This is a genomic window from Pseudomonas sp. AU11447 (assembly GCF_001672555.2).
Classification (GTDB): Bacteria; Pseudomonadota; Gammaproteobacteria; order Pseudomonadales; family Pseudomonadaceae; genus Pseudomonas; species Pseudomonas nitroreducens.
In genome coordinates, this window is the sequence record NZ_LZDG02000024.1 from 225,883 (window position 1) to 240,866 (window position 14,984).

Sequence of the window (14,984 nt, forward strand, 5' to 3'; positions counted from 1 at the left end):
CAACGGGACCGCAGGTCCGGCAATCACACTCGACGAAGGATCACTCCCATGCGGACTCTCACTTTGCGTAGTGGACTGGCGGCCCTGCTGATCGCGGCCCTGTCCTACAACGTCCAGGCGGACGAACAGCCCGGCACCCTGCGTATCGGCTATCAGAAATACGGCACCCTGGTGCTGCTCAAGGCCCGTGGCACGCTGGAGAAGCGCCTGGCCGAGCAGGGCGTCAAGGTGCAATGGACCGAATTCCCCGGCGGCCCGCAGCTGCTCGAAGGCCTGAACGTCGGCAGCATCGACTTCGGCGTCACCGGCGAAACACCGCCGGTGTTCGCCCAGGCCGCTGGCGCCGATCTGGTCTACGTGGCCCACGAACCGCCGGCGCCGACCAGCGAAGCGATCCTGCTGCCCAAGGATTCGCCGATCAAATCCGTCGCCGAGCTGAAGGGCAAGAAAGTCGCCCTGAACAAAGGCTCCAACGTGCACTACCTGCTGGTGCGCGCCCTGGAAAAGGCCGGCCTGAAATACACCGATATCCAGCCCGTCTACCTGCCGCCGGCCGACGCCCGCGCCGCCTTCGAGCGTGGCAGCGTCGATGCCTGGGTGATCTGGGACCCGTACCAGGCCGCCGCCGAGAAACAGCTCTCCGCCCGCACCCTGGTGGATGGCACCGGCCTTGTGGATAACCATCAGTTCTACCTCGCCACCCGCCCGTATGCGAACCAGCACCCGCAGGTGATCACCACCCTGATCGACGAAGTGCGTTCGGTGGGCGAGTGGTCGCAGCAGAACCCGCAGCAGGTGACCGACCAGGTCGCGCCGCTGCTCGGCCTGCCGGCGGACATCACCTTCACTGCGGTGAAACGCCAGGGCTACGGCGCCCAGCCGATCACCCCGGACGTTACTGCCGCGCAGCAGAAGATCGCCGACACCTTCACCGATCTGAAGCTGATCCCCAAGAAGCTGAGCATCAAGGACGTGGTGTGGACGGCTCCGGCCAAGGTCGCCACCGCCCAATGATCCGCTTGTAGGAGCGAGGGGGACGCCTAGTCCTTGCTCGCGAACCCGCCCAGCTCCAGAGCTGCCGGGAGTCTGTTCGCGAGCAAGCTCGCTCCTACGAAGAACAGCAGCAACACGTACACCTACCCCTTCATCGCGCGGCTACGCCACGCCGGCGCGCTTATCTGGAGTTACAGCGATGAGTCTCAACATCTTCTGGTTCCTGCCGACCCACGGCGACGGCCACTACCTGGGCACCGCCGAAGGCGCCCGTGCCGTGGACCACGGTTATCTGCAACAGGTCGCCCAGGCCGCCGACCGCCTCGGTTTCGGTGGCGTGCTGATCCCCACCGGCCGCTCCTGCGAGGACTCCTGGCTGGTTGCCGCCTCGTTGATCCCGGTGACCCAGCGCCTGAAGTTCCTGGTCGCCCTGCGTCCGGGCATCATTTCCCCGACCGTGGCCGCCCGCCAGGCCGCAACCCTCGACCGGCTCTCCGGTGGGCGCGCGCTGTTCAACCTGGTGACCGGCGGTGACCCGGACGAACTGGCCGGCGACGGCCTGCACCTGAGCCACGCCGAGCGCTACGAAGCCTCGGTCGAATTCACCCGCATCTGGCGCCGAGTGCTGGAAGGCGAGACCGTCGACTACGACGGCAAGCACCTGCAAGTGAAGGGCGCCAAGCTGCTCTACCCGCCGATCCAGCAACCGCGTCCGCCGCTGTACTTCGGCGGTTCCTCCGACGCCGCGCAGGACCTCGCTGCCGAGCAGGTCGAGCTGTACCTGACCTGGGGCGAGCCGCCGGCCGCCGTCGCCGAGAAGATCGCCCAGGTCCGCGAGAAGGCCGCCAAGCAAGGCCGCAGCGTTCGCTTCGGCATCCGCCTGCACGTGATCGTCCGCGAGACCAACGACGAAGCCTGGCAGGCCGCCGACCGCCTGATCTCCCACCTGGACCAGGACACCATCGACCGTGCCCAGGCGTCCCTGGCGCGCTTCGATTCCGTCGGCCAACAACGCATGGCCGCCCTGCACGGCGGCAACAAGGACAAGCTGGAGGTCAGCCCCAACCTCTGGGCCGGCGTCGGCCTGGTCCGCGGTGGCGCCGGCACCGCACTGGTGGGCGATGGCCCGACCGTGGCGGCGCGCGTGAAGGAATACGCGGACCTGGGGATCGACACCTTCATCTTCTCCGGTTACCCGCACCTGGAAGAGTCGTACCGGGTCGCCGAATTGCTCTTCCCGCACCTGGACCTCGCCCGCCCGCAGCAACCGCAGGAGCGCGGCTACGTCAGCCCGTTCGGCGAGATGGTCGCCAACGACATCCTGCCTAAGGCGGCATCGGCGAGCTGACACCCGTAGGGCGAATGAAGCGGAACGCTTCATCCGCCGTGGCGGATAACGCTGGCGCGTTATGCGCCCTACGTAGCGACCGAAGAATCCGGAGAGAAGAGATGAGCGTTTCCAACAATCTTGCCCAGCGCCTCGCGCCCTGGGCCCTGCCGGTGGGCCTGGTGGTGATCTGGCAACTGGCGGTGGAATTCGGCTGGCTGTCCAGCCGCATCCTGCCGGCACCCAGCGCGGTGGCCGAGGCCGGCTACCACCTGGTGGTCAGTGGCGAGCTGTGGCAACACCTGGCGATCAGCACCTGGCGCGCTGCCGTCGGCTTCGTCATCGGCGGCAGCATCGGCCTGGTGCTGGGGCTGATCACCGGCCTGTCGAAATGGGGCGAGCGCTTCCTCGACAGCTCGGTCCAGATGATCCGCAACGTGCCGCACCTGGCGCTGATCCCGCTGGTGATCCTGTGGTTCGGCATCGACGAGTCGGCGAAGATCTTCCTGGTCGCCCTCGGCACGCTGTTCCCGATCTACCTCAACACCTACCACGGCATCCGCAACATCGACCCGGGCCTGCTGGAAATGTCGCGCAGCTACGGGCTGTCCGGCTTCGCGCTGTTCCGCCAGGTGATCCTGCCCGGCGCGCTGCCCTCGATCCTGGTCGGTGTGCGCTTCGCCCTCGGCTTCATGTGGCTGACCCTGATCGTCGCCGAGACCATTTCCGCCAACTCCGGCATCGGCTACCTGGCGATGAACGCCCGCGAGTTCCTGCAGACCGACGTAGTGGTCCTGGCGATCCTGCTCTATGCCGTGCTCGGCAAGCTGGCGGACCTCGCCGCCCGTGGTCTGGAACGCGTGTGGCTGCGCTGGCACCCGGCTTATCAGGTGAAGGGAGGTGCGGCATGAACGCAGTGAATCAGTTGCCGCAACAACTCAAGAAAGGCATTCCGCTGGCGCTGGAAAACGTGCGCAAGCGCTTCGGTGAGCGTGAAGTGCTCAAGGGCATCGACCTGCGGATTCCCGCCGGCCAGTTCGTCGCCATCGTCGGCCGCAGCGGTTGCGGCAAGAGCACCCTGCTGCGCCTGCTGGCCGGGCTGGATGAAGCCAGCGATGGGCAACTGCTGGCCGGCTCCGCGCCGCTGGAAAGCGCCCGCGAAGAAACCCGCCTGATGTTCCAGGACTCGCGCCTGCTGCCCTGGAAGCGGGTGATCGACAATGTCGGCCTCGGCCTGAAGGGCGACTGGCGCGGCAAGGCGCTGGAAGCGCTGGAAGCCGTGGGCCTGTCCGACCGCGCCAACGAGTGGCCGGCCAGCCTGTCCGGTGGCCAGAAGCAGCGCGTGGCCCTGGCCCGCGCCCTGATCCACCAGCCGCGCCTGCTGCTGCTCGACGAGCCGCTGGGTGCACTGGATGCGCTGACCCGCATCGAGATGCAGCAGCTGATCGAGGGCCTCTGGCAGCAGCATGGTTTTACCGTGCTGCTGGTCACCCACGACGTCGCCGAGGCCGTGGCCATCGCCGACCGGGTGATCCTCATCGAGGACGGCGAGATCGGCCTGGACCTCAATGTCGAACTGCACCGCCCGCGCGCCCGTGGTTCGGCACGCCTGGCCGCGCTGGAAGCCGAGGTGCTCGAACGCGTGCTGTCGCTGCCGGCACAGCCGCCCGAGCCGGAACCCGTATCCCCACTGCCCACGCAATTGCGTTGGGCACTCTGATCCAACGTTCACACGTGTAACGCCATTCCCCAAGGAGAAACGCCATGACCATCAAAGCCATCAACGTCCGCAACCAGTTCAAAGGCACCATCAAGGAAATCGTCGAAGGCGATGTACTGTCGGAAATCGACGTGCAGACCGCTGCCGGCATCGTCACCTCGGTGATCACCACCCGTTCCGTGAAAGAGCTGGAACTGGCCATCGGCAGCGAAGTGATCGCCTTCGTGAAATCCACCGAGGTGTCCATCGCCAAGCTCTGAATGCGGCGCTGGAATACAACGGGCAGTCCGGAAACGGGCTGCCCGTTTTCTTTTGCGCGACGGCTTCCGGGACGCGCCGGGCGATTTTGTAGGATGGGTGGAGCGCAGCGATACCCATGCTGTCGGCGCGCGGCCCGATGGGTATCGCAAGCTCCACCCATCCTACGAATAGCCAGGCTTTGCGCCAGCGGCAAACGGCTAGAGCAATTACTCTACTTCCCTTAGACTCCCGCTCAAACCAACAAGAGAAAGGAGTCCCGCATGTCCCTGAGTCCCTCTGCCTTCGCGTTGCTCGGCCTGGTCGCCTGGACCGTGCTGCTGGTTCTGCTGCTGGTCAACCAGCGTGGCCTGCTGGTGATGAGCGGCCGCATGAAGGTCAACGTCTTCGCCGCCGACGGCAGCAACACCCCCGGCACTTTCGGCCAGCGCCTGGTGCGTGCCCACGCCAACTGCGTGGAGAACGTGCCGCTGTTCTGCGCGGTGCTGCTCTATGCGATGGTCACCGACCAGGTGCTGATCACCGACCCTTTGGCGCCGACCCTGCTGGTGGCGCGGATCGTCCAATCCGTCGTGCACCTGGTCAGCATCTCGGCACTGGCGGTGTGGATCCGTTTCGCCGCGTTCTTCGTCCAGCTGATCATCCTGATCTGGTGGCTGCTGCGCCTTTCCACCCTGATCTGAGCGGCGACCGGAACAGTTGCGCAACGCAACTGTTCCTATGGGGCGATACCGCCATGACTTAGCATGGTGGACCGCACACGCGTCGAGGCTTCCATGCACGTTTCATCCGGCCGCTGGCAATTCGGCCTGTTCCTGGCCCTGGTCACCGCCGTTCTCTGGGGCATCCTGCCGATCAAGCTCAAGGAGGTCCTGAAGGTCATGGACCCGATCACCGTCACCTGGTTTCGCCTGGTGGTGTCCGGTGGTCTGCTGCTGATCTACCTGGCCTTCACCCGCCAGCTGCCGCGCTTCTCGCCACTTGGCGCGCGCGGCAAGGGATTGGTGCTGCTGGCCATTCTCGGCCTGACCGGCAACTACGTGTGCTACCTGATCGGCCTGCGCATGCTCACGCCGGGCACCACGCAACTGGTGATCCAGATCGCGCCGATCCTGCTCCTGCTGGGCAGCCTGTTCGTCTTCAAGGAGAGCTTCAGCATCGGCCAGGCGCTGGGGCTCGCCGTGCTGATCTTCGGTTTCGGGCTGTTCTTCAACCAGCGCCTGGCGGAACTGTTCAGCTCGCTGGGCGAGTACACCACCGGCGTGCTGATCGTGGTCTTCGCCGCTTTCATCTGGACCTTCTACGGCCTGGCGCAGAAGCAACTGCTGACCCAGTGGACCTCGGTGCAGGTAATGATGGTGATCTACCTGGGCTGCGGCGCGTTGCTCACGCCCTGGGCGCATCCGCTGGAGGCGCTGGACCTCTCGCCGTTGCAGGGCTGGCTGCTGCTGGCCTGCTGCCTGAACACCCTGGTGGCCTACGGCGCCTTCGCCGAAGCGCTGGCGCACTGGGAGGCCTCGCGGGTCAGCGCTACCCTGGCGATCACCCCACTGGTGACCTTCGCGTCGGTGGCGCTGGCTGCCTCGCTGTGGCCCGAGTTCGTGCTGCCCGAAGACCTCAACGGGCTGGCCTATGTCGGCGCGCTGCTGGTCGTGAGCGGCTCCGCGCTGACCGCGCTGGCGCCTTCACTGTTGCGCAGTTACCGGGCGCGAAGGGCGCGCATCGCCAACCTCTGAATCCCAGAAGGCCGCCGCGAGGCGGCCTTCTGCTATCCAGCGCTCGTGTTCGGCTTCATTTTCGCAAATGATATGTATTATCATTTGTGCAATTCGATGGTTGTCGAGGCCCAGCGCCTCGGTTCGGGGGCGACGTGGTAGCGGGCAACAGCGGGGCAGGGCGGCGACGCCGGGAGGCGTGGGTCGATGGATGAGCGTTTCTCCCGTTCAGTGTCCCAGGCCTATCGCTCCTTCCACGGCGAACTCCTGCGCTTCCTGCGCAAGCAGCTGGGCAGTTCGGCGGACGCCGCCGACCTCGCCCAGGATGCCTTCGCCCAGTGGCTCAAGTCCTCCTCGCGGCATGAAGTGGAACAGCCGCGTGCATTTCTCTTCCAGGTTGCGCGCAACCTGCTGCGCGATCACTGGCAGCGCTCCCGGCGCTTCTCCAGCGAGCCGGAAGAGGCCCTCGACAGTGACCAGCAACCGGCCGCCGAAGGAGGCGAACCCGTGGTGCAGTTCGAGCGACAACGTTATCTTCGCCAGCTTTCGAAGGCGCTCGACAGCCTCCCGCCACGGCGCCGCGAGGCCTTCATCCTGCACAAGTTCGATGGCCTTTCGCAGCCGGAGGTGGCCAGGCGCATGGGGATTTCATTGAGCATGGTGGAGAAGCACGTTGCCAGCGCGCTGCTGCATTGCAAGCGTCAGGTTCAGGGAGAGGGCGAAGCATGACGCCGCAGGAAGAACGCCAGCAGGTGATCGACGAACTCGCCGCCAAGTGGTTCAGCCGCCAGCGCGCAGGCGCCTGGGATGCCCGCGAGCGCCAGGCCTTCGCCGACTGGCTGGCGGAAGACCCTGCGCATGAGTCCGCCTACCGTGAGATCGAGCAGTTGTGGAGCGATCTCGACCACATCCGCCGACCGGCCATCGTGCCTGGCCGTCGCCCGGCATTGCCCTGGCGCGGGCTCGCGGCTGCCAGTGTGTTCTGCGCGGCGTTGCTGCTGGCAAACGACTTCAGTGGCGGCCGCCTGGCCGATCCGCAACAGGTGCAGACCACCGCTGCGGGTGAGCAGCGCGAGGTGACGTTGGCCGACGGCACGCGGGTTTTCCTCGCGGGGGATTCGTCGTTGCGTGTGGACTTCTCGGATGCGTTCCGCGATGTGCAATTGCTGCGCGGCGAGGCCTATTTCGAAGTCACCCACGATGTTGGCCGGCCCTTCCGGGTGACCTCCGGTGACAGCCGTGTGCGCGTCCTCGGTACCGGGTTCGATGTACACCGGGAAGACGCTGGACTGACTGTCGCTGTACGCCACGGCAAGGTGGCCTTGCAGGCAAAACTCGATGCGTGGGACGAGCAGACCCTGACCGCGGGTGATCGCGCCCAGCTTGCCGCTGGGGCAGGGGCGGCGCAGATCGACCGCGTGCCTGTCGCCTCCATCGCTGCGTGGCGCGACGGCATGCTCGCCTTCCGCAATCAGCCCCTGGGGGCGCTGGTGGACGAGCTGTCGCAGTACCGCGCTGCGCCCATCCGCCTGGGCGATGAGCGCCTGGCGCAGAGGCCCATCTCCGGCAACGTGCGCCTGGCCCGCCCGGACGACTTCCTCGCGGCCCTGCCGGTACTGCTCGACGTGCGCGTGCAGCGCAAGGCCGATGGCAGCGCCGTGATCCTGCCGCGCTGATCGCCCCTCTCTTGTAGGAGCGAGCTTGCTCGCGAACGTATTTCCCGGAAGCACCGGACCTGGGCCGGTTCGCGAGCAAGCTCGCTCCTGCAGGGGCCCTAACGATTTGAGTCCGCGCTGGGGCCGGCCCTCACCCTAACCCTCTCCCAGAGGGAGAGGGGACCGTTCGGTGCCGGGTGAAACCTTCGCGTCAGTCGGCTCGGAATGCTCCCTCTCCCTCCGGGAGAGGGCTGGGGTGAGGGAAGGGACGGGCACCGATATAGTCGAATGAAGACGGTTGCTCCTACCCAACCGGATCACACGTGCCGCAAATCTTTCTTGAGAAATATTTTTATTTGCAGGTGTGGGTTTTTCTCGAATGAGGGTCTTCCCCGTCATTCGCTGCGAAACGCGCAGCGCTTTTCGTCCCTGGGGAGGGCCTTGCATGCAGTCTCGTTTCAATTTCCCGTTCGCGCGCCCGCTGGGCTGTGCCGTGCTGCTTGGCAGCCTGATGATGGCCGAGTACAGCCGCGCTGCCGATTGGCAGATCGACCTGCCGGCGCAGGCGCTGAGCGACTCCATCGGCAGCCTGTCGCAACAGGCCGGCGTGCAGGTGCTCTATGACGCCTCCCAGCTGGAAGGCCTCAAGGCGCCCGCGGTAGCCGGCCGCTACAGCATGCGCGAAGCCCTGGAGCACCTGCTCAGGGGCTCATCGCTGGAACTGGTGGAGGCGGGCGACGGCTTTGTCGTGCGGCGCTCCGGCAAGGTCGACAAGTTCAGCGACAACGCCATCGAGCTGGATTCGCAGACCATCGTCGGCAGCGGCCTGTCGGTGGATTCCAGCAACGTCGGCCGTTCGACCCTGACCCGCAAGGACATCGAGCGCATCCAGGCCGACAACATTCCCACCCTGCTGCAGACCCTGCCGGGTGTGACCATGGGCGGCTCGCCCAAGCCGGGCGGGCAGACCGTTAACATCTGGGGCCTGGGCGATGCCGAGGACGTGCCCTTCACCCTCGACGGCGCGCCCAAGAGCGGCTTTGAGCGCTACCAGCAGGGCACCGTGTTCATCGAGCCGGAGCTGATCAAGCGCATCGAAGTGGAGAAGGGCCCGCACTCGGTCTATAACGGCAACGGCGGCTTCGGCGGCACCGTGCACATGGAAACCAAGGACGCGCCGGACCTGCTGCGCGACGATCAGAACGTCGGCGCCATGCTCAAGTACGGCTACCACTCCAACGACCAGCAGAAGATCTACAGCGGCGCCGTCTATGGCCGCACCGAGGACCGCAAGGTCGATGCGCTGGCCTACGTTACCGCCCGCGATGGTCGCGACATCAAGCTCGCCGGGCACATTCCCGACCCGAACAACAACTACCCGATCAACCCCAGCCGCCTGCCCAACAGCGCCCAGGACCTGGACGCCGGGCTGTTCAAGTTGAACCTGCACCCCAACCTCGACAACGACATCAGCCTGGCCTACAGCCGCTCCCACAGCACCCGCTGGACGCCGTTCTCCTCGGCCTCCTACCCGACGCCACCGACCCAGTCGAGCATTGATCGCTACGGCTACGAAGCGGCGCTCAAGCGCCTGCTGGCGCACCGCGACACCACCGACACCACCTGGTCCGGCAAGTACGAATACCACCCGATCGATAACCCGCTGATCGACCTGATGGTGCAGTACTCCGAGTCGCACATCGACCAGACCGACGAGCGTAATCCGGACGCCTTCTTCCAGGTCTCCACCGGTGGCCGCAAGATGGATACCGACTACAAGGACAAGGTGCTGGAGCTGCGCAACACCAGCCTGTTCGCCACCGGCCCGGTACAGCATGCATTCACCGTGGGTACCGAGTTCCACCGGCACACCCGCACCACCGACATGTATATCCCCGGCTCCACCTACAACACCGCGCGCTACAACTACGGGCACTTCCAGCCGACCTTCATGCCCAGCGGCAAGCAGAACACCAACAGCGCCTACATCCAGGACGCGCTCACCCTGGGCAGCGTGACCATCACCCCGTCGCTGCGCTTCGACCATGTGCGCAACCAGGGCAAGGACAACGACGCGCCGATCTACAACAACGCCGCGCAAGGCCACGACTACAGCTCGCAGACCTACAGCGGCTGGTCGCCGCGCCTCTCGCTGTTCTGGACGGCCACCGAACGCCTGGGCTTCTTCGCCGACTACAGCCGCACCTGGCGCGCGCCGGTGATCGACGAGATGTACGAGGTGCAGAACAGCAGCACGGTCAGCGCCACCAGCCGCGACCTCGATCCCGAGCGCATTCATGCGCTGCGCTTCGGCTCGCTGGTCAACCTGCCGGACCTGTTCATCAACGGCGACAACCTGCAGGTGCGCACCACGCTGTTCCAGAACAAGATCAAGGACGAGATCTTCCGCACCCGCAGCGTCGGCTGCGCGCAGCAGGCCATCGACAACGGCACCATCTCCGGCAGCTGCGGCGACTACCTGCCGCTCTCCAACTACCGCAACCTGCCGGGCGTGACCTACAAGGGCTTCGAGATCGAGAGCTTCTACGACAGCCCCTGGCTGTTTGGCGGGCTGTCGTACTCGTGGGTGACCGGCAAGCACGATGGCGCCTACAGCAACCCCTGGGGGCCGAACGTGTGGGCGCGTGACGTGCCGCCGGCCAAGTGGGTCGCCACCCTGGGCACCAAGATTCCGGCGTGGGATGCGCAGATCGGCTGGCAGGGCGAGTTCGTCCGCCAGACCGATCGCCTGCCCAGCGACAAGTACAAGGGCGGCATGGGCACCAGCGTCGGCGACATCTTCTGGGACCAGACGGTCAACGACAGCTATGACACCCAGCGCGTCTTCGCCAGCTGGAAGCCGCGCCGCCTGGGCTTCGAGAATACCGAGCTGAACTTCACCGTCGACAACCTGTTCAACCGCGACTATCACCCGGCGCTGGCCGGCGACAGCGTCTACAGCCAGGGCCGCAACGCCAAGTTCAGCCTTACCCAGTACTTCTGAGAGACTCCCTGTCGACTGTAGGAGCGAGCTTGCTCGCGAACGAATTTCCCGGCAGCAGCGGAGCAGGGCGGGTTCGCGAGCCAGCTCGCTCCTACGGTCCGGCGTGCCCGTAGGGCGCATAAAGCGGGACGCTTTATCCGCCGATGGTGCTCACCGCGGATAACGCCGTTGGCGTTATGCGCCCTACCAAAAGGCCTGCGCCAAGTGCCAACGAAAACGGGCGCCCGAAGGCGCCCGTTTGCTATTGCAGGTATCAGGCTCAGGCAGCCGGACGCACCACGCGGTAGACCAGCGCACCAATCACGCCGCCCACCAGCGGGCCGACCCAGAACAGCCACAGCTGCTTCATGAACAGCGGGTCGGCGAAGATCGCCACGCCCAGGCTGCGCGCCGGGTTCACCGAAGTGTTGTCGATCGGGATGCTGATCAGGTGGATCAGCGTCAGCGTCAGGCCGATGGCGATCGGCGCAAAGCCCGCCGGGGCCAGCTTGCTGTCGGTGGCGCCCATGATCACGAACAGGAAGAACGCCGTCAGCAGCACTTCGGTCACCAGCGCGGAGATCATGCTGTAGCCGCTCGGCGAGCCTTCGCCGAAGCCGTTGGCGGCAAAGCCCGCCAGCGCGTCGAAGCCCGGTTTGCCGCTGGCGATGAAGTACAGCGCCGCACCAGCGAGGATGCCGCCAACTACCTGGGCGACGATGTACGGGACCAGCTCAGCGGTGCGGAAGCGGCCGCCGGCCCACAGGCCGAGGCTGACCGCAGGGTTGAGGTGGCAACCGGAGATCGGGCCGATGGCGTAGGCCATGGTCACGACCGTCAGGCCGAAAGCCAGGGCGACACCCAGGACGCCAATGGCGTGGGCGGCGAAGATGGCGCTGCCGCAACCACCGAACACCAGCCAGAAGGTGCCGATCATTTCGGCGGAAAGTTTGCGAAGCATGCTGCCTCCAAAGGCAAGTGGAACCCCGAATTGGGGCGAGCGCATGCTAGGGAAGCGGCTGACGGACGGGGTGTAGGTACCTTCCGTTTGCGGCCAGGAAAAGCCTGATGAATTTGATGGGGAGGGCAGGTGCCCTCCTTATATTCAGATCTGCGTGGCCAACTGCTCCGCCCGCCGCAGCCAGCCCTGGCGTTGTTCCTCGCCCGAGCCGCGCACCGGGCTGAACTCTTCCAGGTGGTGGAGGGCGATGCCGCAGGGCGCGAGGATGCAGCGGGTCATCTGCCGATGGGCCGGTGCGCCCTGGCGCAGGCGGTAGTGCCAGTGGGTCTGGTCGTGGCTGACCAGCAGGTCGGCGCTGCGCCCGCCCAGCAAGGGTTCGAACTCGCGGGACTCCACCGAGCGGTAGCGGAAGGCGAAGCCGGGTTGCAGCACGCGGTCGAAGAAGCCCTGCAGCAGCGCCGGCAGGCCGCCCCACCAGACCGGGTAGACGAAGGCGATGTGCTGCGCCCAGTGAATTTGCCGCTGCGCTTCGAGCACGTCCGGTTCGAGGGATTGGCCCAGTTCATAGCCGCCGCGCAGTACCGGGTCGAAGTTCAGCTCGCCCAGCTTCAGCATGTGCACCACATGGCCCTTGGTGCGGGCGCCGTGGGCGTAGGCCTCAGCGAGCGCATGGCAGAAACCGCCGGGCTTGGGCGAACCCAGCACCAGCAGTACGCGCTTGCCGTCGCCTTCAAGGGGCGTGGCGCCATGCTTGACGGCTTCAACCATTCTGCCCGGCCTCCAGCATGGTTTCCGGGCGCACCCACTGGTCGAACTCGGCGTCGCTCAGGTAGCCCAGCTCCAGTGCGGCGGCGCGCAACGTCTTGCCTTCGGCATAGGCCTTCTTGGCGATCTCGGCGGCCTTGTCGTAGCCGATGTGCGGGTTGAGCGCAGTCACCAGCATCAGGCCGCGGTCGAGGTGCTCGCGCATCTTCGCGGCGTCCGGTTCCATGCCGGCGATGCAGTGGGTGTTGAAGTTGCGGCAGCCGTCGGCCAGCAGGCGTGCGGACTCCAGCAGGTTGTGGATGATCACCGGCTTGTAGACGTTGAGCTGCAGGTGGCCCTGGCTGGCGGCGAAGGTGATCGCGGCATCGTTGCCGAAGACCTGGCAGGCGAGCATCGACAGGGCCTCGCACTGGGTCGGGTTGACCTTGCCGGGCATGATCGAGGAGCCCGGTTCGTTGGCCGGCAGCTTCACCTCGGCGAAGCCTGCGCGGGGGCCGGAGCCGAGCAGGCGCAGGTCGTTGGCGATCTTCATCAGGGCCACGGCCAGGGTCTTCATCGCGCCGGCGAGGGTCACCAGCGGTTCGTGGCCGGCGAGGGCGGCGAACTTGTTCGGTGCGGAAACGAAAGGCAGGCCGGAAAGGTCGGCCAGTTCGGCGGCGATGGCCTCGGCGAACTCCTTCGGCGCGTTCAGCCCGGTGCCGACGGCGGTGCCGCCCTGGGCCAACTCGTAGACGGCCGGCAGCGCCGCGCGGAGGGCGCGCTCGGCATAGTCGAGTTGGGCGACGAAGGCGGAAAGTTCCTGGCCGAAGGTGACGGGTGTTGCGTCCATCAGGTGGGTGCGCCCGGTTTTCACCAGGTTGGCGTGGCGTGCGGCCTGCTGGGCGAGGCCGCCGCTGAGTTCGGCGATGGCCGGCAGCAGGTCGTTCTGCACCGCCTGGGCGGCGGCGATGTGCATGGCGGTGGGGAAGCTGTCGTTGGAGCTTTGCGCGCGGTTCACGTGGTCATTGGGGTGCACCGGCTTCTTGCCGCCGCGGCCGTTGCCGGCGATCTCGTTGGCGCGCCCGGCGATGACCTCGTTGACGTTCATGTTGCTCTGGGTGCCGCTGCCGGTCTGCCAGACGACGAGGGGAAACTGGTCGTCGTGCTCGCCCGCCAGCACTTCGTCGGCGGCTTCCTCGATCAGGCTGGTGATGTTCTCCGGCAGCTCGCCGAGCTGCGCGTTCACCCGTGCAGCGGCCTTCTTGATCAGGGCCAGGGCGTGCACCACGGCCAAGGGCATCCGCTGTCCGCCGATGGCGAAGTTCTCCAGCGAGCGTTGGGTCTGGGCGCCCCAGTAGGCGTCTTCGGGGACTTCGATGGGGCCGAGGCTGTCGGTTTCGGTGCGGCTCATGGTGCTTCTCCGGAAAAGGGTCTCGGCCAGTTTAGGCCGCCACGGGGCTTCCGGGTTCCACTCTGGCTCAATGGCCGTGATAGAGCGGTTTCAACGACGCGCCGGGTTACCAGCGGGCGTGAGTGGCACCGATCCAGCCGAGCGCGCCGTTGACCGGCACCAGTTCGCCGCCGGCTTCGCGCAGGGAGCCGTCGAAGCGGCCGAACCACTGGCTGGTCTCGGCGAACAGCGGGCCCAGGCGCGGGCTGGCGCGATGCAGCTTGCGCGGGGTGAAGGTGAGGTCGACACGCTCGTCGGCATCTCGCAATTGCCACGGCGACAGCGGGTCGTGGGGTACCTGGCGGATATCCACAGGGCCGGCCAGCGCCTGCAGTTCGCCGCCGAACCACAAGGCGTTCTCGCTCAGGTGGCTGTTTTCCGTCCAGCCGGCGCCGAAGTTGCCGGCGATGCCGCCGGGCGCGGCGAAGGCGGCGCGGGTCCAGCGGGTATGGAAGGGCCAGACGCCCCGGCCGAAATCCAGCGCGGCGAAGCTCTGGCCCTCGCTGCAGCGGTAGGTCTTGTGGCCGAGGCTGAGGCTGCCGCTGATCGGCAGGCCCATCTGCCGGCTGCAGGCGTGGAAGCACTTGCCGCTCATCGGCACCACCAGGTTGACCGACTCCAGGTGCGCCGGGCGCTGTACCTCCAGGGACAGGTTCAGCGGCTGGCCCCCCAGGTTCGGCGCGCAGGCGGTGATGCGCAACTGGCCAGGCTGCTCGTCGAAGCCCAGGCTGAGCTGGCCATGCGCGAAGCGGTGGCTCTGGTTCGGCATGTCCGGCAGGTGGCAGCCCAGGCCGAACGGGCTGAACTGGGTGCGGTGCACCGACTGGCCGGTTTCCAGGTCGAGGAAGTACACGGCGCCGTAGCCCAGGTAATCGAGGTCGGCGATGGTGATCGAGAGCATCCAGCCCGGTGCGTTGATGCACCAGTGGTTCCAGCGCTTGCGCCGGCCGGCGTTGCCGGAGAGCTGGCAGAGCGTCTGTGGCCGCGACGACCAGCCCACGGCCGCGCTGTTCAGGCGGCCGCGCGCATCGCACAGGGGCGGTGCGGCGACGGAAGTCGGCGGGAGGCTGAGGGTGTTCATCGGTCACATCCATGTGGCAACGCGCCGCAGCATGCCGTTTCATGAACTGTCCTACAAGAGAAGCCGGTCACTTCCCGCTCAATTGGCACTCACTTGA

The 14,984-nt window shown here is 66.4% G+C and carries 14 protein-coding genes; 10 read left to right on the top strand and 4 right to left on the bottom strand.

Translation table 11 applies throughout. The annotated features are described in order from the left end of the window. The first annotated feature begins 48 nt into the window (after positions 1–48). The 10 genes from A6723_RS06680 (at position 49) to A6723_RS06725 (ending at position 10,672) form a co-directional block, all read left to right on the top strand. Positions 49–1,014 carry a sulfonate ABC transporter substrate-binding protein gene (locus A6723_RS06680; protein WP_038803409.1) on the top strand — a complete coding sequence of 322 codons (966 nt, stop codon included), beginning with the start codon at positions 49–51 and terminating at the stop codon, positions 1,012–1,014. Positions 1,015–1,192: 178 nt separating this feature from the next. Continuing rightward, entirely contained in the window at positions 1,193–2,341 is a 1,149-nt protein-coding gene (gene ssuD, locus A6723_RS06685; protein WP_054908220.1) for an FMNH2-dependent alkanesulfonate monooxygenase, read from the top strand. A gap of 101 nt (positions 2,342–2,442) precedes the next feature. Then, entirely contained in the window at positions 2,443–3,231 is a 789-nt protein-coding gene (gene ssuC, locus A6723_RS06690) for an aliphatic sulfonate ABC transporter permease SsuC (protein WP_054908221.1), read from the top strand. Beyond that, positions 3,228–4,040, top strand: a complete 813-nt coding sequence (ssuB, locus tag A6723_RS06695) for an aliphatic sulfonates ABC transporter ATP-binding protein (protein WP_054908222.1) — start codon at positions 3,228–3,230, stop codon at positions 4,038–4,040. Before ssuC ends, ssuB begins: the two co-directional genes overlap by 4 nt. A gap of 44 nt (positions 4,041–4,084) precedes the next feature. Further along, positions 4,085–4,300: a molybdopterin-binding protein gene (locus A6723_RS06700; protein WP_017517652.1), complete on the top strand. Its 216-nt coding sequence runs from the start codon at positions 4,085–4,087 to the stop codon at positions 4,298–4,300. A 261-nt stretch (positions 4,301–4,561) separates the two neighbouring features. Then, positions 4,562–4,981, top strand: a complete 420-nt coding sequence (locus A6723_RS06705; RefSeq protein ID WP_054908223.1) for an MAPEG family protein — start codon at positions 4,562–4,564, stop codon at positions 4,979–4,981. Positions 4,982–5,074: 93 nt separating this feature from the next. After that, positions 5,075–6,034: a DMT family transporter gene (locus A6723_RS06710; RefSeq protein WP_045212278.1), complete on the top strand. Its 960-nt coding sequence runs from the start codon at positions 5,075–5,077 to the stop codon at positions 6,032–6,034. Between the two features lie 186 nt (positions 6,035–6,220). Further along, complete coding sequence (locus A6723_RS06715; RefSeq protein WP_045212275.1) at positions 6,221–6,742, top strand: sigma-70 family RNA polymerase sigma factor; 522 nt, start codon at positions 6,221–6,223, stop codon at positions 6,740–6,742. After that, a complete protein-coding gene (locus A6723_RS06720) occupies positions 6,739–7,689 on the top strand; it encodes a FecR family protein (RefSeq protein ID WP_054908224.1) in 951 nt (316 codons plus the stop codon). The genes A6723_RS06715 and A6723_RS06720 overlap by 4 nt, the downstream gene beginning before the upstream one ends. A gap of 424 nt (positions 7,690–8,113) precedes the next feature. Continuing rightward, entirely contained in the window at positions 8,114–10,672 is a 2,559-nt protein-coding gene (locus A6723_RS06725; protein ID WP_054908225.1) for a TonB-dependent receptor, read from the top strand. A 259-nt stretch (positions 10,673–10,931) separates the two neighbouring features. On the opposite strand, the gene aqpZ is transcribed toward A6723_RS06725, so the two are convergent. From aqpZ to A6723_RS06745, 4 genes are all read right to left on the bottom strand, one after another. Next, positions 10,932–11,612, bottom strand: coding sequence for an aquaporin Z (gene aqpZ / locus A6723_RS06730; RefSeq protein ID WP_054908226.1), 681 nt, complete (start codon positions 11,610–11,612; stop codon positions 10,932–10,934). 144 nt (positions 11,613–11,756) lie between these two features. Next, positions 11,757–12,380 (bottom strand): NAD(P)H-dependent oxidoreductase, encoded by a 624-nt coding sequence (locus A6723_RS06735; RefSeq protein ID WP_054908227.1) that lies wholly within the window; start codon positions 12,378–12,380, stop codon positions 11,757–11,759. Continuing rightward, positions 12,373–13,767 (bottom strand): class II fumarate hydratase, encoded by a 1,395-nt coding sequence (locus A6723_RS06740; protein ID WP_024764375.1) that lies wholly within the window; start codon positions 13,765–13,767, stop codon positions 12,373–12,375. The genes A6723_RS06735 and A6723_RS06740 overlap by 8 nt, the downstream gene beginning before the upstream one ends. A gap of 106 nt (positions 13,768–13,873) precedes the next feature. Next, a complete protein-coding gene (locus A6723_RS06745; RefSeq protein WP_054908228.1) occupies positions 13,874–14,887 on the bottom strand; it encodes a DUF2804 domain-containing protein in 1,014 nt (337 codons plus the stop codon). Positions 14,888–14,984 lie beyond the last annotated feature (97 nt).

Coding starts and splice junctions, on each gene's coding strand:
- A6723_RS06680 (WP_038803409.1), top strand. CDS start 49: ATGCGGACTCTCACTTTGCGTAGTGGACTGGCGGCCCTGCTGATCGCG.
- ssuD (WP_054908220.1), top strand. CDS start 1,193: ATGAGTCTCAACATCTTCTGGTTCCTGCCGACCCACGGCGACGGCCAC.
- ssuC (WP_054908221.1), top strand. CDS start 2,443: ATGAGCGTTTCCAACAATCTTGCCCAGCGCCTCGCGCCCTGGGCCCTG.
- ssuB (WP_054908222.1), top strand. CDS start 3,228: ATGAACGCAGTGAATCAGTTGCCGCAACAACTCAAGAAAGGCATTCCG.
- A6723_RS06700 (WP_017517652.1), top strand. CDS start 4,085: ATGACCATCAAAGCCATCAACGTCCGCAACCAGTTCAAAGGCACCATC.
- A6723_RS06705 (WP_054908223.1), top strand. CDS start 4,562: ATGTCCCTGAGTCCCTCTGCCTTCGCGTTGCTCGGCCTGGTCGCCTGG.
- A6723_RS06710 (WP_045212278.1), top strand. CDS start 5,075: ATGCACGTTTCATCCGGCCGCTGGCAATTCGGCCTGTTCCTGGCCCTG.
- A6723_RS06715 (WP_045212275.1), top strand. CDS start 6,221: ATGGATGAGCGTTTCTCCCGTTCAGTGTCCCAGGCCTATCGCTCCTTC.
- A6723_RS06720 (WP_054908224.1), top strand. CDS start 6,739: ATGACGCCGCAGGAAGAACGCCAGCAGGTGATCGACGAACTCGCCGCC.
- A6723_RS06725 (WP_054908225.1), top strand. CDS start 8,114: ATGCAGTCTCGTTTCAATTTCCCGTTCGCGCGCCCGCTGGGCTGTGCC.
- aqpZ (WP_054908226.1), bottom strand. CDS start 11,612: ATGCTTCGCAAACTTTCCGCCGAAATGATCGGCACCTTCTGGCTGGTG.
- A6723_RS06735 (WP_054908227.1), bottom strand. CDS start 12,380: ATGGTTGAAGCCGTCAAGCATGGCGCCACGCCCCTTGAAGGCGACGGC.
- A6723_RS06740 (WP_024764375.1), bottom strand. CDS start 13,767: ATGAGCCGCACCGAAACCGACAGCCTCGGCCCCATCGAAGTCCCCGAA.
- A6723_RS06745 (WP_054908228.1), bottom strand. CDS start 14,887: ATGAACACCCTCAGCCTCCCGCCGACTTCCGTCGCCGCACCGCCCCTG.